The sequence below is a fragment of the Pseudomonadales bacterium genome (assembly GCA_041395945.1).
In the GTDB taxonomy this organism is placed as follows: Bacteria; Pseudomonadota; Gammaproteobacteria; order Pseudomonadales; family Azotimanducaceae; genus SZUA-309.
Genome location: JAWKZN010000001.1, coordinates 3,260,282 through 3,280,871 on the forward strand (window position 1 = coordinate 3,260,282; position 20,590 = coordinate 3,280,871).

At 60.0% G+C, this 20,590-nt stretch carries 19 protein-coding genes; 12 read left to right on the plus strand and 7 right to left on the minus strand.

Annotated elements, in window-relative coordinates; genetic code table 11:
- Positions 1 to 138: 138 nt before the first annotated feature.
- Together R3E82_15005 and R3E82_15010 are read right to left on the minus strand one after the other, a co-directional pair.
- The gene (locus R3E82_15005; GenBank protein MEZ5552193.1) at positions 139 to 591 is read right to left on the minus strand and encodes a polymer-forming cytoskeletal protein; all 453 of its coding nucleotides are present in this window, start codon (positions 589 to 591) and stop codon (positions 139 to 141) included.
- Between the two features lie 34 nt (positions 592 to 625).
- Positions 626 to 1,363: a DUF6776 family protein gene (locus R3E82_15010; GenBank protein ID MEZ5552194.1), complete on the minus strand. Its 738-nt coding sequence runs from the start codon at positions 1,361 to 1,363 to the stop codon at positions 626 to 628.
- Between the two features lie 54 nt (positions 1,364 to 1,417).
- On the opposite strand from R3E82_15010, the gene R3E82_15015 reads away from it, so the two are divergent.
- The 4 genes from R3E82_15015 to R3E82_15030 are packed head-to-tail and all read left to right on the plus strand — an operon-like array spanning position 1,418 to position 6,002.
- Positions 1,418 to 3,211 carry a chloride channel protein gene (locus R3E82_15015; protein ID MEZ5552195.1) on the plus strand — a complete coding sequence of 598 codons (1,794 nt, stop codon included), beginning with the start codon at positions 1,418 to 1,420 and terminating at the stop codon, positions 3,209 to 3,211.
- Positions 3,208 to 3,642 (plus strand): protoporphyrinogen oxidase HemJ, encoded by a 435-nt coding sequence (gene hemJ / locus R3E82_15020; protein MEZ5552196.1) that lies wholly within the window; start codon positions 3,208 to 3,210, stop codon positions 3,640 to 3,642. The genes R3E82_15015 and hemJ overlap by 4 nt, the downstream gene beginning before the upstream one ends.
- 18 nt (positions 3,643 to 3,660) lie before the next feature.
- Positions 3,661 to 4,944: a glutamate-1-semialdehyde 2,1-aminomutase gene (gene hemL, locus R3E82_15025; GenBank protein MEZ5552197.1), complete on the plus strand. Its 1,284-nt coding sequence runs from the start codon at positions 3,661 to 3,663 to the stop codon at positions 4,942 to 4,944.
- A 53-nt stretch (positions 4,945 to 4,997) separates the two neighbouring features.
- Positions 4,998 to 6,002, plus strand: a complete 1,005-nt coding sequence (locus R3E82_15030) for an adenosine kinase (protein MEZ5552198.1) — start codon at positions 4,998 to 5,000, stop codon at positions 6,000 to 6,002.
- Between the two features lie 12 nt (positions 6,003 to 6,014).
- On the opposite strand, the gene sfsA is transcribed toward R3E82_15030, so the two are convergent.
- Together sfsA and R3E82_15040 are read right to left on the minus strand one after the other, a co-directional pair.
- Positions 6,015 to 6,746: a DNA/RNA nuclease SfsA gene (gene sfsA / locus R3E82_15035; protein ID MEZ5552199.1), complete on the minus strand. Its 732-nt coding sequence runs from the start codon at positions 6,744 to 6,746 to the stop codon at positions 6,015 to 6,017.
- Positions 6,739 to 7,911 (minus strand): aminotransferase class I/II-fold pyridoxal phosphate-dependent enzyme, encoded by a 1,173-nt coding sequence (locus R3E82_15040; GenBank protein MEZ5552200.1) that lies wholly within the window; start codon positions 7,909 to 7,911, stop codon positions 6,739 to 6,741. Before R3E82_15040 ends, sfsA begins: the two co-directional genes overlap by 8 nt.
- A 238-nt stretch (positions 7,912 to 8,149) precedes the next feature.
- Here R3E82_15040 and dksA point away from each other — a divergent pair, with 238 nt between their 5' ends.
- The 8 genes from dksA to acs all read left to right on the plus strand — a co-directional run bounded on the left by dksA (position 8,150) and on the right by acs (position 17,512).
- Positions 8,150 to 8,608, plus strand: a complete 459-nt coding sequence (gene dksA / locus R3E82_15045) for an RNA polymerase-binding protein DksA (GenBank protein MEZ5552201.1) — start codon at positions 8,150 to 8,152, stop codon at positions 8,606 to 8,608.
- A gap of 4 nt (positions 8,609 to 8,612) precedes the next feature.
- On the plus strand, positions 8,613 to 9,521 hold the full coding sequence (gene gluQRS, locus R3E82_15050; GenBank protein ID MEZ5552202.1) for a tRNA glutamyl-Q(34) synthetase GluQRS: 909 nt from the start codon (positions 8,613 to 8,615) through the stop codon (positions 9,519 to 9,521).
- Between the two features lie 37 nt (positions 9,522 to 9,558).
- On the plus strand, positions 9,559 to 10,824 hold the full coding sequence (locus tag R3E82_15055) for a sigma-54 dependent transcriptional regulator (GenBank protein ID MEZ5552203.1): 1,266 nt from the start codon (positions 9,559 to 9,561) through the stop codon (positions 10,822 to 10,824).
- A complete protein-coding gene (gene pcnB, locus R3E82_15060; GenBank protein ID MEZ5552204.1) occupies positions 10,821 to 12,155 on the plus strand; it encodes a polynucleotide adenylyltransferase PcnB in 1,335 nt (444 codons plus the stop codon). The genes R3E82_15055 and pcnB overlap by 4 nt, the downstream gene beginning before the upstream one ends.
- A gap of 111 nt (positions 12,156 to 12,266) precedes the next feature.
- A complete protein-coding gene (locus tag R3E82_15065) occupies positions 12,267 to 12,950 on the plus strand; it encodes a deoxynucleoside kinase (GenBank protein ID MEZ5552205.1) in 684 nt (227 codons plus the stop codon).
- A 115-nt stretch (positions 12,951 to 13,065) separates the two neighbouring features.
- Positions 13,066 to 13,911, plus strand: coding sequence for a pantoate--beta-alanine ligase (locus R3E82_15070; GenBank protein MEZ5552206.1), 846 nt, complete (start codon positions 13,066 to 13,068; stop codon positions 13,909 to 13,911).
- Positions 13,908 to 15,485, plus strand: coding sequence for a glucose-6-phosphate isomerase (pgi, locus tag R3E82_15075; GenBank protein MEZ5552207.1), 1,578 nt, complete (start codon positions 13,908 to 13,910; stop codon positions 15,483 to 15,485). The genes R3E82_15070 and pgi overlap by 4 nt, the downstream gene beginning before the upstream one ends.
- An 83-nt stretch (positions 15,486 to 15,568) precedes the next feature.
- A complete protein-coding gene (gene acs, locus R3E82_15080) occupies positions 15,569 to 17,512 on the plus strand; it encodes an acetate--CoA ligase (protein ID MEZ5552208.1) in 1,944 nt (647 codons plus the stop codon).
- Positions 17,513 to 17,562: 50 nt separating this feature from the next.
- On the opposite strand, the gene R3E82_15085 is transcribed toward acs, so the two are convergent.
- From R3E82_15085 to rpsO, 3 genes are all read right to left on the minus strand, one after another.
- Entirely contained in the window at positions 17,563 to 17,793 is a 231-nt protein-coding gene (locus R3E82_15085; protein MEZ5552209.1) for a hypothetical protein, read from the minus strand.
- Positions 17,794 to 18,027: 234 nt separating this feature from the next.
- Positions 18,028 to 20,127 (minus strand): polyribonucleotide nucleotidyltransferase, encoded by a 2,100-nt coding sequence (gene pnp, locus R3E82_15090; protein MEZ5552210.1) that lies wholly within the window; start codon positions 20,125 to 20,127, stop codon positions 18,028 to 18,030.
- A gap of 41 nt (positions 20,128 to 20,168) precedes the next feature.
- Positions 20,169 to 20,438: a 30S ribosomal protein S15 gene (rpsO, locus tag R3E82_15095; GenBank protein MEZ5552211.1), complete on the minus strand. Its 270-nt coding sequence runs from the start codon at positions 20,436 to 20,438 to the stop codon at positions 20,169 to 20,171.
- Between the last annotated feature and the right edge of the window lie 152 nt (positions 20,439 to 20,590).

The following is a 20,590-nucleotide window of genomic DNA, read 5'->3' on the forward strand; positions in this document are numbered from 1 at the left end:
GGCCAACACAATATGCAATCTGATCGGGGAGGGTCAACCGGAAGCTGCGGTACTGACTGTCCGACACTGCCAGTTCGAATGTTTCATGCCGACGCCTGTAAGGCGGGCCGCCACCTTGAACGCGATGCGAGCCCCGAGTCAGTGCCCTCTGGCCGCGGTCGCCTCGTTGTTTTCGGCAGGAAACTTGTGGACGTTGGGTTTGCTGGCGCTACCCAGGGCATCATCGTGTACCAGCTGGCCCGCAACCATGGCGCCAAGCTGCATTTCAATCAGCTTGTAGTAAACATTGCCTTTTACTTCGGCCTTGGCCGCCAACTCCAGTCGGGTGCTTGCGTAGACATCACCCTCGACCTTGCCATTGACGACCACATTGGGCACACGGATCTCGCCAATCACCGATCCCTCTTCACTGATGATGACCGTAGCGTCGGAATCCGCATTGGCCAGGATGTTGCCTCGCACTATACCATTTATGTATAGTTGGTTGACAAATTCCACATTTCCGGTAATTTCAGTGTTGGCCGCAATCAGGGTCACACCCTTTTCGCCACTCCGGGTCTTCCTGGGTCCTGCCATTGTGAATCCTGCCATGCTGTTCCTGCCTTTCCTTACGGATTAAAGACGCTCATCCCGATGCCGTCCAGCCGAATGTCCGGCTTACGTCCACATTCCCACCCCCCCGCTTTCTGGCGACAACCACCACGCGGGTAGGCTGGAAGCCGGCCGGCAGCGTCACCAGGCCGCTCAGATCCTGGAAGTAGCGGAACCGGAACTTCAGAGGATAAGGTTCTGTGCCCGCGAGTTCTGTGAACGGCAGCACCTGTTCGACCTCCGCACCCGGCGGCATCCCGAAGACCTCCAGGCGAACTTCACCCTGGATCCAGTCACGCCGGGATTCAACCTGTGTCAGAAGGATGTGGTAGAGAAACTGGCGCTCCGCACCCGCTTTCGACAGATCGAACTCTGCGATCTGTAACCCTTTGGCGACAGTACTGGGCGCCATCAGACTCTTGTAGAAAGTAACTTCTTCCTGCAAAGCCGCCACTTCGTTTCGCAAAGCTCGAATCGACTCGCGCAACTCCTCTGCCGCCTGCCGATCTACCTCACGAGCCAGGCCGGCTTCCACGAGAGCACCCTTGAGCGTCTTCAGCTCCGCCGCATTGGCGCGCTTGAGTGACTCCAGAGAATCCACATAGCTGGAATCCAATTCGGACTCCGCGCCGCCGAACCAGTACCCGCCGAACACACCCAGCGCACAGATCCCGGCAACAGCCACGACCATCAACGCTCGTCGCAGTGGATGGTGAGACACCACCCGATATTCCGAAGCACTTCTCAGACCGCTGACCTTGCCTGGCGCCATAACCTGCCTTTATTCATCGGCCGCAGCTTATACTAATGCGCCTGTAGTGATGCATTGACCCTTCCATCCACGAGAACTAAGTCACCACTGAAACTGCCACGTCTCCTCAGCCCCGAGTTCTTCCGGCGTCAGCTGGCGAATGTCGACGCGCTGCCTCAACTGTCGATCCTGGCGATTGTCGCGGGTCTGCTGACAGGCCTGGTGATCCTGGCTTTCCGGGTCTCCATAGACTTTGTCCTTGCGGAGTGGATCCTCCAGAACGGCGGCGAGTCTTTCGAATCACTGCCCTACATTGGCAGACTGCTGCTGCCGGTCGCGGGCGCGCTCCTCATCGGCATTCTGCTCACCCGTTTCACAGCGGCAGACCGGCGGGTGGGCGTCGTACACGTTATGGAACGCCTGAGCCGGCATCAGGGTCACCTGCCCGCCCGTAACGCAATCATTCAGTTTTTCGGCGGTCTCATCGCCCTGATCAGTGGTCAGTCCGGCGGCAGGGAAGGACCCGCCGTGCACCTCGGGGCCGCGAGTTCCAGCATGATCGGTCAGGCCCTCAATCTGCCGAACAACAGCATAAGGACTCTGGTCGCCTGTGGCACAGCCGCTGCAATCGCAGGATCCTTCAACACACCGATCGCCGGGGTGATCTTCGCGATGGAAGTGGTAATGATGGAATACACCATGGGCAGTTTCATTCCCGTCATCATCGCGTCGGTCACTGCAACTCTGCTGACTCATTTCTTCATCGGTAACGAGCCCGCCTTCATCGTTGCCTCGGTGAACCTCCAGTCCTGGCTCGAGATACCCTTCATTGTGGTCGGTGGCGTGATCATCGGCTGCATCGCCGCCGCGTTCATCACGGCCGTGCAGATGTTTGCACGACTGTCTGACTGGCCATTCTGGCTGCGCGCGCTCTTCGCCGGTGCAATCACCGGTCTGGCCGGTGTTACCGCACCGGAAGTGATGGGAATCGGCTACGACACCGTCAACTCCGCCATGCTCGGTCAGCTCACCCTGACCACCCTGCTGCTCGTCGTCTTACTCAAAACACTGGCCAGCGCAGCAGCCGTTGGTCTCGGCCTGCCGGTCGGAACCATCGGACCGACTTTCGTCATCGGCGCTGCGGTCGGCGGCGTACTTGGATTCATCGGCAGTACCTTCACTCCGATCCAGGAAATCTCTGTGGGTTTCTATGTCATGCTCGGGATGGCGGCAATGATGGGCGCCGTGCTGCAGGCGCCACTCGCCGCTCTGCTGGCGGTGATGGAGCTGACCGCCAATCCGAATCTGATTCTCCCTGCCATGCTCATCATCGTGGTGGCCACCCTGGTCACCGGCGTCGCTTTCAAACAAAAGTCCGTTTTTATCTCGACCCTGAAAACTCTGGGGCTACAATACCCCGCCGACCCGGTCACCCTTCATCTGCAGCGCGCCGGTGTCACAGCAATCATGAATCGCGCCCTCGTGCGGCTCTCCCAGCAGAGCTCGATCGCCGACGTGCGCCAGGCCCTGGCGCAGAAGCCACGCTGGATCGTGATAGAAAAGTCAGCTGGACGGATACGCTGCGTACTCAGCGCCACCGATCTGCTGGTATATGTGAACGAAGAGTTTCCGCTCGAAGGTGAGCCGGAGGACGAAACTGAAGAACGGATGATCGATCTGATGAAGATACCCGGACAGCGCCTGGACGTCGCCAATATCGACTATCGCGCTACCCTGGCAGAAGCCCAGCACGCGCTGAAGGAGTCCGAGGCCATCTGCGTGCGCCGTGTGACCGCCCCTATGATCGCCTCGGTGCTGGGCGTAATCACCCAGCAGGACATCGACAATTATCGGGATGCTGACCTGTGAGTACCACGTACCTCTGGGTAAAAGCCCTTCATATCATCGGAGTAGTGACCTGGTTTGCCGCACTCTTCTATCTGCCGAGGCTGTTCGTCTACCACAGCGCTACAGTCGACGAATCTGGTAAGGAGCGGTTCCGGGTGATGGAGGCGAAACTCTACCGCATCATCATGCGACCCTCGATGATCGCAACCATGGTGTTCGGGCCGTGGCTGCTGATACTGGCCTGGGATGCTTTTGCAGCGAGCGGCTGGCTATGGCTGAAGCTCGCAGCCGTGGTCGCCCTGCTCGGCTACCATCATTACTGCGCCGTGCTGATTCGCGACTTTGCAAAAGATTCCAATCGACACAGCGAAAAATTCTATCGGATCTTCAATGAAGTACCGGCCCTGGCCCTGATTCTCATCGTGATCCTGGTCGTCGTAAAACCTTTCTGAAACAGTGACAGCCCATTTATGAATCGAAATCGCTCCGAGCAACTCATGAGCCGCGCCCAGAAATCCATTCCGGGGGGCGTGAATTCACCCGTGCGGGCTTTCAAAGGTGTTGGCGGCACCCCGATATTCTTCGAACGGGGTGAGGGCGCCTACCTCACTGACGTGGATGGTAATCGCTACATCGACTATGTCGCCTCCTGGGGTCCGATGATCCTCGGCCACGGGCACCCGGACGTGGTGGCGGCCGTTCAGCATCAGGCCGCGCGCTCGCTGGGTTTCGGTGCGCCAACTGAACTCGAAATCGAACTTGCAGAGCAGGTCGTCTCCATGGTCCCCAGCGTGGAGCAGGTCCGCATGGTCAATTCGGGCACAGAGGCAACCATGTCCGCGATCCGCCTTGCCCGGGGTTTCACAGGTCGCGACCTCATAATCAAGTTTTCCGGCTGCTATCACGGTCACTCCGACGCTCTGCTGGTGAAGGCCGGATCCGGGCTACTTACCCTCGGCATTCCCAACTCTGCCGGAGTGCCAGCAGGCGTAGCAGCCAGCACGCTCACCCTCCCCTTCAATCGCCTCGATCCGGTGGCAGAGGCTTTCGCCGAATATCCGGATCAGATTGCCGCGATCATCGTGGAACCCGTAGCTGGGAACATGGGCTGTATCCCACCCCTGCCAGGGTTTCTCGAAGGCTTACGGCAGCAGACGGCCGAGCACGGTGCGCTGCTGATATTCGACGAGGTGATGACCGGCTTCCGGGTAGCACGGGGTGGTGCCCAGGCGCTCTATAATATCGCGCCTGATCTGACGACCATGGGGAAAATCATCGGCGGTGGCCTCCCGGTCGGCGCTTTTGGAGGACGTGCGGAGGTAATGAAGCATATCGCCCCGCTCGGAGCCGTCTACCAGGCGGGCACACTCTCCGGGAATCCCCTGGCCACCGTTGCCGGACTGACCATGCTGCGAGCCCTGGACGAAGAGATCTACGCAGCACTTGCTGAGAAGACCGACTACCTCTGTGAGGGGCTGCAGCAGCGCGCCGACGCTGCCGGAATTCCTGTGCGTATCAACTCCGTTTGCGGCATGTTCGGCCTCTTCTTCACCGCAGGCGAAGTCACAGAGTTCGACCAGGTCGCAAACACCAACGTGGAGCGCTTCAACCGCTTCTTTCACGCGATGCTGGATCTCGGGGTCTATCTCGCGCCTTCCGCTTTCGAAGCAGGCTTCGTTTCCATCGCCCACTCGACCCGGACACTGGACACAACGCTGGACGCAGCCGAGCGGGCATTCGCAGCGGTTGCCTGAGCGCACGGTCACGGACGACACCACGCACTTCTGATAATCGGGGAAACAGACTGATGATGTTCGATGTATTTGGACTGGGCAATGCGCTCGTCGACATGGAGTTTCGTGTAGACGACAGCTTCCTCCAGCGTCAGAGCATTCCCAAGGGACACATGACTCTGGTGGATGAGGCGCGCCTCGATGCGCTGATCGGCGATCTCGACGGACTTCGGCCTGAGCAGCTGAGCGGTGGATCTGCCGCCAACACGATCATCGCTGTGCAGGCCTTCGGCGCCCGGACCTTTTATACCTGCAAAGTGGCCGATGACCCGACCGGGAACTACTTCCTGAAAGACATGGCCGCAGCAGGTGTAACAATAAACACCAACGCTCAGGCAGCCAGCGGCAAATCCGGCCACTGCCTGGTGCTCATCACTCCGGATGCGGAGCGTTCCATGAACACGTTCCTGGGAATTTCGAGTGAGCTCAGTACCGGGGACATCGACACCGAAGCGCTGGCCCGGTCCCGTTACTTCTATGTGGAAGGTTATCTCAGCTCATCCCCCGGGAGCTGCGCAGCAGCAACATTGGCCCGGGAAATCGCCGAAGCCGAAGGCGTGAAGACAGCGCTGTCGCTGTCCGATCCTTCGATGGTCGAATTCTGCAGAGACGGCCTGATTCAGATCCTCGGAAATGGTGTCGATCATCTTTTCTGCAACGCAGAAGAAGCACTGACCTGGGCGGGCACGGATCGCCTTGATATCGCGGTCAAGGAGTTGAGTGACATTTCCCGGAACCTGAACGTGACTCTGGGCAGTCGCGGCTGCCTGGTGGTGAACGCGCGCACGAGGCACACATTGACCGGATATCCCACTCAGGCTGTCGACACCACGGGTGCCGGCGATATGTACGCTGGTGCCTGCCTGTACGGCTGGTCAGTCGGCATGAGCAGCGAACAGGCCGCAGCCTTCGGCAACTACGCTGCTGCGCGACTGGTGGCTCACTATGGTGCGCGACTGCGGACACTTCCCGAGTATCCGGAGACCCTGAAGGCTTTCTCCAGCCTGACACCAGGCTAGAAAACTGGAGACTCAGAACTCGACCGGCAGTCGCCGATCGATACGGATCTCGTCAGGGCTGAGCCGACAGCCGCAGCCATAGATCTCGACTCCCATGCGCATTGCTGCACGCAGTGCGGCACCGTAGGACGGATCTATTTCGTCTGCGGGTCTGATCCGTCGAATTCCGGAATGCTGAGCACAGAAAATCAGAATGCCGCGATCTCCCGCCTCGACCCGCCGCTGGAGCACTTCGATATGCCTCAGGGCCCGGGTACTGACCGCATCCGGGAAGAGCCCTGTACCCGCCTCATCACAGAGGGTCACGCTCTTCACCTCGACATAGCAGTCACGGCCGCCTCCGCTGAGCAGGAAATCGAATCTGCCCCGGTCATCCGGAATGGGAGCTTCCGCGCGCACCAGTTCAACTTCCGCAAGCTCGGGAAGCGTCGTTCGGTCGACTTGCAGGACTTCTGCAAACAGCCCGTTGGCTCTCGCACTGTTTATACCGGCGGTACCCGTGCGGGTGACCACCACCTCGAGGGTGTGCGCATACTTGCGCGCGGGATTATTCGAGCGTGAGTACCAGATCTCGCTGCCGGGCTGATCACAACCGGTCATGGCACCCGTGTTCGGGCAATGCACAGTCAGCGGTTTTCCCTCCGCACTGGTGATATCGGCGAGGAAACGTTTGTACCGACGCTGCAGAACGCCGACAGACAGGGGCGGTGTCAGCAGCATCAGTGCGCGGTACCGATCACGCAACTCCCCAGGTCTGCAGCGCCAGTGAAATTCTCTCCAGACCCAGTTCGATGGACGCTTCGGATGTGGTGTACGCGAACCTCACGTAACGCTCTGCCTCGTGGCTGCCGAAGTCGACTCCGGGAGTTACCGCCACCTGGAATTCATTGATCAGGCGCCAGCAGAATGTGTTGGCATCCATTCCCGTGTGGCCGATATCCACATAGAGGTAAAAAGCGCCTGCGGGCACTACCGGTATCGCGAATCCCAGCTGACGCAGTCCCGCCAGCAGTCGATCCCGACGACTCGCGAAGCGCATCCGCCGGGCCTCATGGTCCGCCATCGCCTCCGGCTCGAAGGCCGCCAGGGCAGCGTGCTGCGCGATACTCGACGGTGAGATGAAAAGATTCTGGGCAAGTCGGGCAATTCCTTCGCGGGCATGCTCCGGTACCACCATCCAGCCCAGCCGCCAACCCGTCATCCCGAAGTACTTCGAGAAACTGTTGAGGACAAACAGATCATCGTTCAATGCCAGGCCGCTGCGGTACTCGGCCGTCGCGCCATACGTCAGTCCCTGGTAGATCTCATCGAGCACCACTACACCGCCGAGCCGGTGTGTGATATCGATGAGGCCGTCCAGTACGGCAGCTTTCATCACGACACCGGTTGGATTGGCGGGAGAAGCCAGCAATACCCCCTTCGACACTGCAGACCAGCGCGCCGCAATCTGTTCTGGCTGGAGCTGAAAGCCCCGGGCGGCGGTAACCGGCAGTCTTACGGGCACTCCGTTAACCAGACCCACAAACACTTCATTACAGGGATATCCCGGGTCCGCCATGAGCAGTTCGTCGCCCGGATTCAGCAGCAAGGCTGACAGCAGCAGCAGGCCTCCGCTGGCACCACTGGTGACAATTACCCGCTGGGGGTCCACCTCGACACCGATTTCTGCTTCGTAATAGGCGGCGATCCGTCGTCGCAGCGCCGGAATTCCAAGTGCCTGTGTGTACTTGGTATGCCCTTCATCGAGGGCCCGATGGCCCGCCGCCAGGATCGACGGTGCGGTGGGAAAGTCCGGTTCTCCGACTTCGAAATGCACCAGTGTGTGTCCGTCCGCCTCGAGTGCTTTCGCGCGCTCCATCAGCTCCATCACCCGGAAAGGCGCGATTCGATTCAGTCGGTCGGCATACATCAGATAAAAATCATGCTTTCTCCCGGGTCACATGACAACCATCACCGCCCCTTCACGGGGACAAAATCTTCTCCCGGTCATCTGGTGCCCGCCCGGGGCTTCTGGTAGGGTACGCGCCCTTCGATTTGGGCCGATTCGCAATTCGACTTCGACGGGCGGGCGACCGGCCCGATGCAGGCACAGCCACCGTGTCGCATCGATTGTGATGGGTAGTAGTCAGAGAGGGTCAAAAACAGCCATGGCGCGTACAGCACGAAAGAAACCAGCCTCCAAGTCCGCAGACTCACCGTTCAAGAACTTCACTCCATATAAACCCAAGAAATCAGAGCCCTACATGAGCGAGGCCCAGGTCGAGCATTTCCGCTCGATCCTGAACAAATGGCGCCTCGAACTCATGGAGGAAGTGGATCGCACCGTGCATCACATGCGCGACGAGGCCGCAAACTTCCCGGACCCCGCGGATCGGGCCACCCAGGAAGAAGAGTTCAGCATCGAACTCCGCACCCGGGATCGGGAGCGTAAACTGATCAAGAAAATTGATAAGACCATCGATAACCTCGACCAGGGTGACTTCGGCTACTGCGAAACCTGTGGTGTCGAAATCGGGTTACGCAGACTCGAAGCCCGGCCCACCGCGACTCAGTGCATCGACTGCAAAGCCCTCGACGAAATCAAAGAGAAACAGCTCCACGGCTGAGCCAGTGGGCACGGCAGCTGGCCGGTTCGCCCCGTCCCCGACAGGGCCCCTGCACATGGGGTCCCTGCTGGCTGCCACAGCCAGCTTCCTCGATGCCCGTTCCCAGGCCGACCGATGGCTCCTGCGTATCGATGACCTGGATACACCACGCGTGGTACCGGGTGCCGAGGAACAGATTCTCAGAGATCTGCGGGCACACGGCCTGCTGTGGGACGGACCAGTCGATCACCAGAGTGCCCACCTCGATGCCTACGAAGAAGCGCTCGCCAGCCTTGCCCGACAGGGCCTGCTGTTCCATTGCGACTGCTCCCGCAGTCAGCTGGCCGAGGCGGGCCGCTATCCCGGTACCTGCCGCCAGCGCATCCTCTCTCCCTCGGGCTCCGGGAATACCGCCGATTCGACCGCATTGAAGACTGCCGATCTGGCGATCCGAGTCCGCACCAGCGGGGTGCCGGTGACTTTTAACGACCTGATCGCCGGGCCCTGCTCGGTAAACCTGGAGGAGACCTGCGGCGATTTCGTGGTCAGACGACGGGACGGGCAGATCGCCTACCAGCTGGCGACGGCCGTCGATGATGGCGCGGTCACTATCCGCCGCGTCGTGCGCGGTCGAGACCTCCTCGACAACACCCCACGGCAGATCTTCCTGATGTCCTGTCTCGGCCTCTGGGTACCCGAGTACGCCCACGTACCCACACTGCTCAACGCTGCCGGCCACAAGCTCTCCAAACAGAACCTGTCGCCGGCCCTGGCCGCGGACCAGGCGGGGGCGAACCTGATCCGCACGCTCGGCTACCTGGGCATGGAACCGCCCCCGGAAGGTGCCCGCTGGCCGGTCGCCGAGATACTCGACTGGGCAGTTGCCAACTGGTCTCTGGCCAGTGTCCCCCGCACCGACGTACACGAGCGTTGAGTCGCCAGGGCCGCCTTTTTGCTAAGATCCGCCCAGCATGAATCGGATACTCATCCTCGGCCCGGATCCCGCCTCCAATCAGCGGATTTCCCAGCTCACCTCCACCGGCGGCTATTCGGCCACCGTGCTCGGTGAACGGCAGGCCGTGACCTCAGAGGCGCTGCAACAGCGGGATCTCGCAGCCATCCTCTGCGAGCGCAGCTGGGCAGCCGAACTCCTTGAACAGCCCAGACACTGTCCATTCATCGTGATCGATCGAAAACCGGATGTCACTATCGCGGTCAGTCTGATGAAGGCCGGCGCGGCAGACTACCTTGCCGATGACGAACAGGTGCAGACGACCCTTCCCCGCGCGCTCACCGAGCACGTAGCCCAGGAGCCGGGCAGTCGCATTCTCATCATCGGCGACAGCCCGCCGATGCGGAAGCTGATCAGCCACATCGCCAAAGTGGCACCTACCGATTCACCCGTGATGATCTGCGGTGAATCCGGCACCGGCAAGGAACTGGTTGCCCACGCACTGCATGCAGCCAGCACCCGCCGTCTGGCGCCACTCATCTCAGTAAACTGCGCAACCATTCCGTCGGGTTACATTGAAGCGGAACTTTTCGGTCACGAAGTCAATGGCAAGACGGGCCAGCGCGGTCTCCTCGAGACGGCCGCAGGTGGCACCCTGTTTCTCGATGAAATCGGCGAGCTGCCGAAGGCGGCACAGGCCAGGCTGCTGCGCAGGCTCGAAGCAGGTCTGGATGTGCGTCTGATCACCGCAAGTCATCGGGATCTCGCGGAGCTTGTGCGTAGTGAGCAGTTCCGAGGCGATCTCTACTATCGCCTCAACGTGGTCGTGCTCAAGATTCCACCCCTGCGCAGCCGGGGAGGCGATATTCAGCTGCTGGCGGAAGCCGCCCTGCGACGCACCGCGGCAAGACTGAGCAAACCCCTGTTGTCATTCTCAGCGGAAGCGTGCCGCACCCTGGGGGCCTATCAGTGGCCGGGCAACGTGCGGGAACTGGAGAATGCTGTCGAGCGGGCGGTGATTCTCAGCGACAGTGACCTCATTCAGGCCGACCTGCTGGCAATCGAACCCGCGCAGGCCAGTATTCCGGAACCGGCGGCACCGCCCGATCAGACCATAGAGGACTACTTCGTCAATTTTGTCACCAGCCACCAGGACCAGATGACCGAAACCGAGCTGGCAGAGAAACTCGGCATCAGTCGCAAGAGCCTGTGGGAACGACGGCAGCGGCTCAACATTCCGAGGAAGAAAACTCCCAAGCGCGGACGTCGGCGGGATATCTCTTGAGCGGCGGTCGGTCACGCAAATCCCGCAAGCTCACAGTGAGCGAACACAGCATCCCCCGGGAGCTGGTGAATGAAAATGCCGTCGACGTTACCGCACGCCTGCAGGACGAGGGCTTTCTCGCCTACCTGGTAGGCGGATGCGTCCGGGATCTGCTCCTGGGTATCGAACCCAAAGATTTTGATGTGGCAACGGACGCCACCCCGGAGGACGTGCGCGCCCTGTTCCGCCGTTCGAGGCTGGTCGGCCGTCGATTCCGGATTGCCCACGTGCGTTACGGTAGAGAGCTCATCGAAGTATCGACCTTCCGACGCGCCCATGCGGAGGATGCGGACGAGCGCAGTCATTCTGAATCCGGCCGGATTCTCCGCGACAACGTGTACGGCACACTCGAGGAAGATGCCTTCCGTCGGGACTTCACGATCAACGCCCTCTACTACGACCCGCAGACCGAAGAAGTACTCGATTTTGTCGGTGGCCTGGAGGACCTGGCGAAGCGCCGGATCCATTTCATCGGCGACACGCTCACACGCACCCGCGAGGATCCGGTCCGGGTTCTGCGCGCCATCCGCTTCAAGGCCAAGCTGGGTTTCGAGATTGATCCGGCAATCGTTGATTGTTTCGATGAGGCGGCCGAACTCATGGCAGATATTCCACCTGCCCGGCTGTTCGACGAGACTCTCAAGCTGCTGATGTCCGGTCAGGCGGAGAAAACCTGGCTGGAGCTCGCCAATACCCCGCTGCGGGCCACCCTTTTTCCCGCCAGTGATCCAGGCTCGGAGCTGATCCGCCTGGCCATGCGCAATACGGATCTGCGGATCGCCGAAGACAAGCCGGTTACTCCCGGATTCCTGATCGCGGTCATGTTGTGGCAGGACTATCTGGCCCGGATCCCGGAGCTCGAAGAGGATATGAAACCGGCAGAGGCGCGCGCCCACGCCAGCGTCGACTGCCTCGCCGAGCAGCACCAGGTCATCACCATTCCCAGGCGCTTTTCACAGTTCGCGAGAGACGTCTGGGGCCTGCAGGTGCGCCTCGAATCCCGCTCCCCGCGCACGGTCCAGAGACTGCTTGCTCATCCGAAATTCCGGGCCGCCTATGACTTTCTGGTCCTGCGCGCCGATGCCGGTGAACCCCTGAGCGAAGTGGCAGAATGGTGGACGACCTACCAGTTTGCCGACGAAACCACGCAGAAGGAGATGGTCGACGCACTGCGCAAAGACCCGTCTCAGCCGGCACGCAAAAAACGCCGTCGGCGGGGACGACGCAAAGACACTGCAGACACACCCTCACCCGGCGGAAACCGCAAAGGCTCCGACGTTCCGGTTGATTGAGATCCGGCGAATGACGATGATATCGATCTCTTCCATCCAGCGAGCCATCCCGCGGGCCAACCGGCAGCCATGACTACCCAGGCCCAGACGCCGTATTCCGGGGCTTCGACGATGGATATCGAAGCCGGTGCTCTACTGAAATTTGAGAACCAGATACCACCCCGCTATATCGCGATAGAAGGCCCTATTGGTGTCGGCAAGACCACGCTCGCTCGCAAGATCGCGCAGATCTTCAACCGCCCCCTGCTGCTCGAACCGGCGGAAGACAACCCTTTTCTGGACCGCTATTACCGGGAAGGAAAACGCCACGCACTGTCCACCCAGCTGTATTTTCTGCTGCACCGGGCCCGCCAGATCGAAGACATCAGCGCTGGCGATCTCCTGGAACCGACGCTCGTGGCCGATTTTCTGATCGAGAAAGATGATCTGTTCGCACGCCTGACACTCGATGACAACGAATACGCCCTCTACCGGCAGATCCACGAAAGCCTGGCCTTGAAGGCACCACACCCTGATCTGGTGATTTATCTGCAGGCGCCTGCCCAGGTCCTGCTTTCGCGCATCCGACGACGTGGAATCCGCTATGAATCAGAGATCCGTACTGACTATCTCGAATCTCTGATTGATACCTATACCGAATTCTTCCACTTCTATGACGCTGCACCGCTGCTGGTGGTCAACGCCACCGAAATCGACATCGCCAACAATGCGGACCACTTTGACGCTCTGGTGGCGCAGATCCTTTCCATGGATTCGCCTCGTCAGTACTTCAATCCGCATCCCACCCTGCTGTGATTCTGTGCACTGAATCGGAGCAGGTCTGCCCACCCTGCTCTATGCTGTGCGGCCCGGACCCCCGCTCCTGCGGCGCCCGGTTGAAGAGATCTCAGAAGGCTTTCCAGGTGGTCCAATGGAACTGATCCGCAGCATAGAAGCCTGTCGCAGTACACTGGAGTGGCGCAGGAACAAACGAACTGTCGGCCTGCTCACCACGATGGGGAACCTGCACGAGGGCCATCTGGCACTGGTCAAGGCCTGTCGCGAGCGCGCCGATATTTCGGTGGTCGCCTCCTACGTGAACCCGCTCCTTTTCGATTCGGACGATGCCTTCCTGGCGCACCCCCGGGCTCTGGCCGCGGACGTGCAGCATCTCGAAAATCTGAAGGTCGACGTCCTCTTCGCTCCTGCCGACGAAGAGATGTTCCCCACAGGAACACTCGATTGTCTGCAGATCACTTCCGTCTCCCCCAGCTCATCCGTGGTACAGCAGACCTTCGGGCGGGACTTCGAAGCCCGGGCCACCGTCTGGCTGAAGCTGCTGAACATTGTTCGTCCCGAGATCCTGATCTGTGGTGAGAAGAACTATGCCCATATGGTGGGACTGCAGAGAGTACTGACAGAATTCACTCTGGACACCCGTCTTATCGGCGTGCCCATCGCACGCGATGCGGACGGCGTCGCCCTGGGTGGTGAACTGACCAGTCTGACTCTGGAGCAGCGTCGTCAGGCGCCCATCCTGCAGCAGACGCTCCAGGATGTGGCCGTGGCACTGACGACCGGAGCGAGAAATTTTCACAAGCTCGAGCATACGGCACGCCTGGCATTGCGGGGAGGCGGCTTCGGGAATGTGGAAGTCACCGTTCGCGACGCACAGTCTCTGGCATTGCCGGAGGACAGGACCCACAACTTCCGCATCCTTGGTACTGCCAGCCTTGGCGGTGTGCGATTGATCGACAACGTCGGCGTGGATCTGTGAACCCGGAACGTACGGGCGCCTGGAAAGCTCTGGGCCGACTCGCCACCGATCTGATCGCGCATCCGCTGGAGAATCTGCTCGCCGAACCGGAGCGATTCAAACGATTCAGCTTCGGTGGGGCCGGTCTGCTGCTGGATCTGTCGCGGCAACGGATGACGAGCGAGGTTCTGTCGCAACTGATCGCCCTGGCTGCCGAAAGGCAGTTGCCGGAACAGCGCGAGGCACTGTTCGAGGGGGCGCGGCTGAACACTACTGAACGCCGCTCGGTACTGCACACCGCTCTGCGCGCGCCGCCTGCGGAGCGGCCACCTCTGGCAGCCGTGGTGGAAACGGTGAACCAGCGGACTGCCACCGTGGTAGATGCAGTGCGTAGCGGGCACTGGCGCGGCTACAGCAACCGGGCAATCACCGACGTGGTGCACATCGGTATCGGCGGATCACACCTCGGACCCGAACTGGCCGTCGATGCCTTGAACATCAGTTCACACGCTACTCCGCGAATTCACTTCGTGGCCAATATAGACGGCCTCAACCTGCATCGTGTGCTGCGCAACTGCGACCCGGAGCGCACGCTGTTCATCATCGCGTCCAAATCATTCTCCACGCTCGAAACCAGAGTCAATGCGACCTCTGCACAACACTGGTTTCTGGAGCGAGTGAATGATCGCGCAGCCATTGCCCGACACTTCGTCGCCGTCTCCAGCAACGTCGCCGCAGCCACGGCGTTCGGCATCGCGCCGGAGAACGTGTTCGAGCTGTGGGACTGGGTGGGTGGCAGATTTTCTCTGTGGTCTGCGGTCGGCCTGCCCGTCGCGCTGGCCATCGGCAACGACGGCTTTTCCCGGATGCTTGCCGGTGCCCACGAAATGGACGTCCATTTCAGACATGCTCCCGCAGAAGCGAACCTGCCGCTGCTGCTGGCGCTGACCGGAATCTGGAACAGCAACTTTCTCGGTATCGGGAACCACGCTGTACTGGCGTACAGCGAAAGACTGCGCCTGCTCCCGGACTATCTGCAGCAGCTCGAGATGGAGAGCAATGGCAAAAGAGTTCACATGGATGGTACCTCCGCTGCCATACACACAGCGCCCATTCTCTGGGGCGGACGCGGCAGCAACGGCCAGCATGCCTTCCACCAGCTGCTCCACCAGGGTACGAGATCATTCAGCGCGGATTTCATAATCAGCGCTTCTGAGCCCCAGAGCTTCCCGGACCATCAGGAATGGCTCCTGGCCAACGCGCTTGCCCAGGGACAGGCCATGCTCCTGGGACATCGGGACAGCGATCCGCACCGCGACGTCCCCGGGGCGCATGGCACCACCACAGTGGTGCTGCCCGACATATCTCCCTTCAGTCTCGGCGCTCTACTGGCCCTCTACGAGCACAAGGTGTTTTGCCAGGGGGTAATCTGGGACATAAACTCGTTTGATCAGTGGGGGGTCGAACTGGGTAAAAGACTCGCTGTCCCCATACACCAGCAGCTGGGTGGACAATCCACACTCGGCCAGGATGCATCCACCCGTGGGCTGATCAGCCGGCTGCGCAGCAAACCCGAACAGACAACGACCGGCTGACAAACACACAACCAGATCCGCAAAGACGCACAGCCACAAAAAGACACCCCTAAAACCACAGCCACGAAAGGAGGAACATAGAGATGTCGCAAGTGCACCTGGTACCGGTACCAGCCGATGTTCTGAACCGGTGCTTCATCAACCAGGACCAGTACGAGGCCATGTACCAGCGCTCCATCACCGATCCGGACGGGTTCTGGTCGGAGCAGGCGGACATTTTCCTGAACTGGTACCACAAGTGGGACAGCGTGCAGGAGGCCGACATGCCGGCCGGACGCATTCAGTGGTTCGACGGCGGTCGCCTGAACATCTCTTACAACTGCATTGATAGACATCTGCCGCAGAGAGCGGAACAGACCGCCATCATCTGGGAGGGCGATGATCCTGCAGACAGCAAGCACGTCAGCTACCAGGCGCTGCACGACCAGGTCTGTCTGCTCGCCAACGGACTGAAATCCCGGGGGGTGAAAAAAGGGGATCGGGTGTGCATATACATGCCGATGATTCCGGAGGCCGCCTACGCGATGCTGGCCTGTGTCCGGATCGGTGCGGTGCATTCTGTGGTATTCGGTGGATTCTCGCCCCAGTCACTCAAAGACAGGATCCTCGACTCGGACTGCCGGGTAGTCATCACAGCGGACGAAGGCATTCGCGGTGGCAGACCTGTCCCGTTAAAAGAGAACACCGAGCTCGCGCTCGCCGGCTGCCCGGACGTTCACACTGTGATCACGGTCCGGCGCACCGGCAGCGAGGTGACCTGGCAGCCCTCCCGGGATATCTGGTACCACGAGCTGATCTCCGATCAGTCAGCTAACTGCCCGCCCGAGGCAATGGCATCAGAAGATCCTTCCTTCATTCTCTACACCTCCGGGTCGACGGGCAAACCGAAAGGCGTTCAGCACAGCACGGCGGGCTATCTGCTGCACGCGGCCATGACGCACAAATATGTTTTCGACTATCACGACGGCGACATCTACTGGTGTACGGCCGATGTCGGCTGGATCACCGGTCACAGTTATATCCTTTACGGACCCCTGGCGAATGGCGCGACCACTCTCATGTTTGAGGGAGTACCCACCTATCCGGACGCCGGACGCTGCTGGCAGGTGATCGACAAGCACCAGGTGAACATCTTCTACACCGCACCCACCGCTATCCGGCAGCTGATGGGCCAGGGCAGTGCGCCGGTCACCCGCAGTTCACGGGCCAGTCTGCGGCTGCTCGGCAGCGTGGGTGAGCCGATTAACCCCGAAGCCTGGGAGTGGTATCACAGGGTGGTTGGTGACGGGCGCTGCCCCATCGTCGATACCTGGTGGCAGACTGAGACAGGCGGCATCATGATCAGCCCGCTGCCTGGTGCAACCACTCTCAAACCGGGCAGTGCCACCAGACCCTTTTTCGGCGTGGAACCGGCGCTGATGGACGCCGAGGGCAAACTCATCGAGGAGACCGAAGCGGTCGGCAATCTGGTCATCACCCGGAGCTGGCCCGGGCAGATCCGCAGCGTGTATGGCGATCACCAGCGCGCGATCGATACCTACTATTCAACCTATAAGGGATATTACTTCACAGGAGACGGCGCCCGCCGGGATGCGGACGGCTACTACTGGATAACGGGCCGTGTCGACGACGTAATGAACGTCTCCGGCCATCGGATCGGTACCGCTGAGGTGGAAAGTGCCCTGGTGCTCCACGATGCGGTGGCCGAGGCCGCCGTGGTCGGTTTCCCCCATGCGGTGAAGGGAGAAGCGATCTACGCGTACGTGACCCTGATGCAGGGCAACAACGAAGATCGCGAACAGCTCAGGCAGGAGCTGGTCGACCTCGTCCGCAGGGAAATCGGCCCGTTCGCAAAACCTGACCATATCCAATGGGCACCCGGATTGCCGAAAACCCGGTCCGGAAAAATCATGCGCCGGATTCTGCGCAAGATCGCGTCAGACGAACTCGACAATCTCGGAGACACCTCCACTCTCGCGGATCCTTCCGTCGTGGACGAGCTGGTGGCGAATCGCGCAGGGGCCTGATCCACAATTTATCCTCCGCTACGCATCTCTGCCACGGTAAACCGCTCCAGTTATTCGGGCGGCAGGTACCGGTTACCCGGATGATGCAGAGCGACGTTGTTGATGAGTGTCACAAGGACCATCGCTGCCCCGCTCAAGGCGGCTCCGAATGCGAGCAGGATAAAGAACAGCCACCAGTCCCACGCCTCCTTCAGGACGCACTGGATCAGCGCACAGAAAACCGTACTGAACATCATGCTGAAGCCGATCGCCCGTGGTGGCAGTGGCTTAGCGTCGTGCATGGATGCATTCCCGCCCATGATTGACGGTGCAGTATAGAAGCCGGGGTCTGTTCGAAAAACAGGAGATCGCCCCGTCAAACCAGGGGCAATCTCCTACAAACAGAAGTCAGATGACGATGAGCGCCCGCTTCCGGGCGCTGTTCTCATGAACGAATCCGCTGGGTGTATGCGCATCCGCTGTGCGGTTGCGAGACCGCTATGCGCTTGCGAGACCGCTATGCGGTTGCGAGACCGCTATGCGGTCTCGGCGTAGTTTTCCACTTCCTTCATGGAGAGCTTGATGCGGCCGCGCTGGTCGACGTCGAGGCAGACCACCTTCACATCCTGGCCTTCCTTGAGGTAGTCGCTGACATTCTCCACCCGCTCATCAGCGATCTGAGAAATGTGCAGCAGGCCGTCCTTGCCAGGCAGTATGGTGATGAACGCACCGAAATCGACGATGCGCGCAACCTTACCTGTGTAAACCCGGCCAACCTCGGCTTCTGCCGTGATTTCTTCGATCCGATGTACAGCCGCCAGCATGCTCTCGCCGTCTGCAGCGTAGATACGGACACTGCCATCGTCCTGAATATCGATGTCCGCGCCGGTCGCCTCGGTGATCGAGCGGATCATCGCACCACCCTTACCAATGATGTCGCGAATCTTGTCCGGATGTACGTTCAGCACGCGCATCGCCGGAGCGTTGTCAGAAATCGTTTCCCGGGAGCGGTCGAGGACCTTGTTCATCTCGCCGAGGATGAACTGCCGCGCATCCAGCGCCTGCCCCAGTGCGATTTCCATGATCTCTTCGGTGATACCCGAGATTTTGATGTCCATCTGCAGTGCAGTGACACCAGCGGCAGTACCGGCAACCTTGAAGTCCATATCACCGAGGTGATCCTCGTCACCGAGGATATCGGTCAGTACCGCATAGCGGTTGCCTTCCTTCACCAGACCCATGGCAACACCGGCCACCGGTGCCTTGAGCGGTACACCCGCATCCATCAGCGCCAGAGAGGTTCCACACACCGATGCCATCGAACTCGAACCATTCGACTCGGTGATTTCGGAAACCACGCGCAGGGTATAGGGAAACGACTCGAGATCCGGCAGAACCGCCGCGACTCCCCGTCGTGCCAGGCGGCCGTGGCCGATTTCACGCCGCTTTGGACCACCCATGAAGCCGGCTTCGCCGACACTGTAGGGGGGAAAGTTGTAATGCAGCATGAAGTGATCTTTGTAGGTGCCTTCGAGGGCGTCGATCATGGCCGAATCCCGCAAAGTGCCGAGTGTGGCAACCACTATCGCCTGGGTTTCACCCCGGGTGAACAGTGCAGATCCGTGGGTCTTCGGCAGCATGCCGACTTCCACAGCGATCGGCCGGACGGTTTTCAGATCGCGACCGTCGATTCGCGGTTCACCATTGAGCACACGCTGGCGGACGATGGTTTTCTCGATCTTGCTGAAAACCTCAGACACCTGATCTGCTGAGTATTCAGCAGACTCGCCACCCGCGAGAGTCTCGATGACCTGCTTGCGCAGTGCGCTTACCCGATCCTGACGCTCCATCTTGTCTGTAATCCGGTATGCGTTGCCAAGATCAGACTTGACCGCATCTTCAACCTTTGACTTCAGGCTTTCGTTCACCTCGGCTGCGGCAAACTCCCAGCGGGGCTTGCCGACTTCAGCAGCCAGAGACTTGATTGCCTCGATGACTACCTGCATCTCCTGATGCCCGAACAGCACCGCGCCGAGCATCTCGTCTTCGGACAGTTCCTTGGCTTCGGACTCCACCATCAGCACCGCAGTATCCGTTCCAGCTACCACCATGTTCAGTTGCGACTCTGCCAGGGCCGCATACCCCGGATTCAGCAGGTACGCACCATCCTTGTAGCCGACCCGCACTCCGGCGATCGGACCGTTGAACGGCAGACCGGAAATGGCCAGCGCGGCCGAAGCACCAATGAGCGCAGCGATATCCGGGTCCTGATCCTTCTCCGCAGACATCACCGTGCAGATCACCTGCACTTCGTTCATGAAGCCTTTGGGGAACAGGGGGCGTATCGGCCGGTCGATCAGGCGCGATGTGAGTGTTTCTTTTTCGCTCGGTCGACCTTCACGACGGAAGAAACCACCGGGGATCTTTCCCGCGGCGTAGGTCTTTTCCTGGTAGTTGACGGTCAGCGGGAAGAAGTCCTGTCCCGGACGCATGCCTCTGTTTCCGACAACGGTGCTCAGAACCACCGTATCGCCAATACTGACCAGCACAGCACCGGTTGCCTGTTTGGCAATCCGTCCGGTCTCCAGTATGACCTTCTGGCCACCCAGCTGAATTTCTCTAGTAATCGGTTTCAATTTCCTACCTCCAACATTTCTCGCGTGTTTCTCCGTCTCAATCAGCGGCGCAGATTCAGGCGCTTGATCAGATCCGAGTAGCGAGTTGCATCTTTGCTCTTTAAATAATCCAACAGTTTACGTCGCTGATTGACCATACGGATCAATCCGCGTCGAGAATGGTGATCTTTCTGGTGATCTCGGAAGTGATCCTGCAGTGCATTGATGTTATGTGTCAGCAATGCAACCTGCACTTCAGGGGAGCCGGTGTCGCCGTCTTCCCGCTGATATTCCTTGATGATTCCTGCTTTACCTTCGGCTGTAAGTGCCATTCTCATTTCTCCAATATGCGTCTATAAAATCGGGGCCACCGTGCATATTTACAGTGGCCTCGCTGTGGAGGATCCGGCCCGACGTAGTACGCGGGTTCGACCCTGAATTCATTCTGATCTGCGCTGTTGATCTGTTCTTCATTGAACTGTTC

What these genes read in the sequence shown, in the direction of transcription:
- R3E82_15005 (MEZ5552193.1), bottom strand. Translation starts at nt 591, where the DNA reads ATGGCAGGATTCACAATGGCAGGACCCAGGAAGACCCGGAGTGGCGAA.
- R3E82_15010 (MEZ5552194.1), bottom strand. Translation starts at nt 1,363, where the DNA reads ATGGCGCCAGGCAAGGTCAGCGGTCTGAGAAGTGCTTCGGAATATCGG.
- hemL (MEZ5552197.1), top strand. Translation starts at nt 3,661, where the DNA reads ATGAATCGAAATCGCTCCGAGCAACTCATGAGCCGCGCCCAGAAATCC.
- R3E82_15030 (MEZ5552198.1), top strand. Translation starts at nt 4,998, where the DNA reads ATGATGTTCGATGTATTTGGACTGGGCAATGCGCTCGTCGACATGGAG.
- R3E82_15040 (MEZ5552200.1), bottom strand. Translation starts at nt 7,911, where the DNA reads ATGTATGCCGACCGACTGAATCGAATCGCGCCTTTCCGGGTGATGGAG.
- dksA (MEZ5552201.1), top strand. Translation starts at nt 8,150, where the DNA reads ATGGCGCGTACAGCACGAAAGAAACCAGCCTCCAAGTCCGCAGACTCA.
- R3E82_15055 (MEZ5552203.1), top strand. Translation starts at nt 9,559, where the DNA reads ATGAATCGGATACTCATCCTCGGCCCGGATCCCGCCTCCAATCAGCGG.
- R3E82_15065 (MEZ5552205.1), top strand. Translation starts at nt 12,267, where the DNA reads ATGGATATCGAAGCCGGTGCTCTACTGAAATTTGAGAACCAGATACCA.
- R3E82_15070 (MEZ5552206.1), top strand. Translation starts at nt 13,066, where the DNA reads ATGGAACTGATCCGCAGCATAGAAGCCTGTCGCAGTACACTGGAGTGG.
- acs (MEZ5552208.1), top strand. Translation starts at nt 15,569, where the DNA reads ATGTCGCAAGTGCACCTGGTACCGGTACCAGCCGATGTTCTGAACCGG.
- R3E82_15085 (MEZ5552209.1), bottom strand. Translation starts at nt 17,793, where the DNA reads ATGCACGACGCTAAGCCACTGCCACCACGGGCGATCGGCTTCAGCATG.
- rpsO (MEZ5552211.1), bottom strand. Translation starts at nt 20,438, where the DNA reads ATGGCACTTACAGCCGAAGGTAAAGCAGGAATCATCAAGGAATATCAG.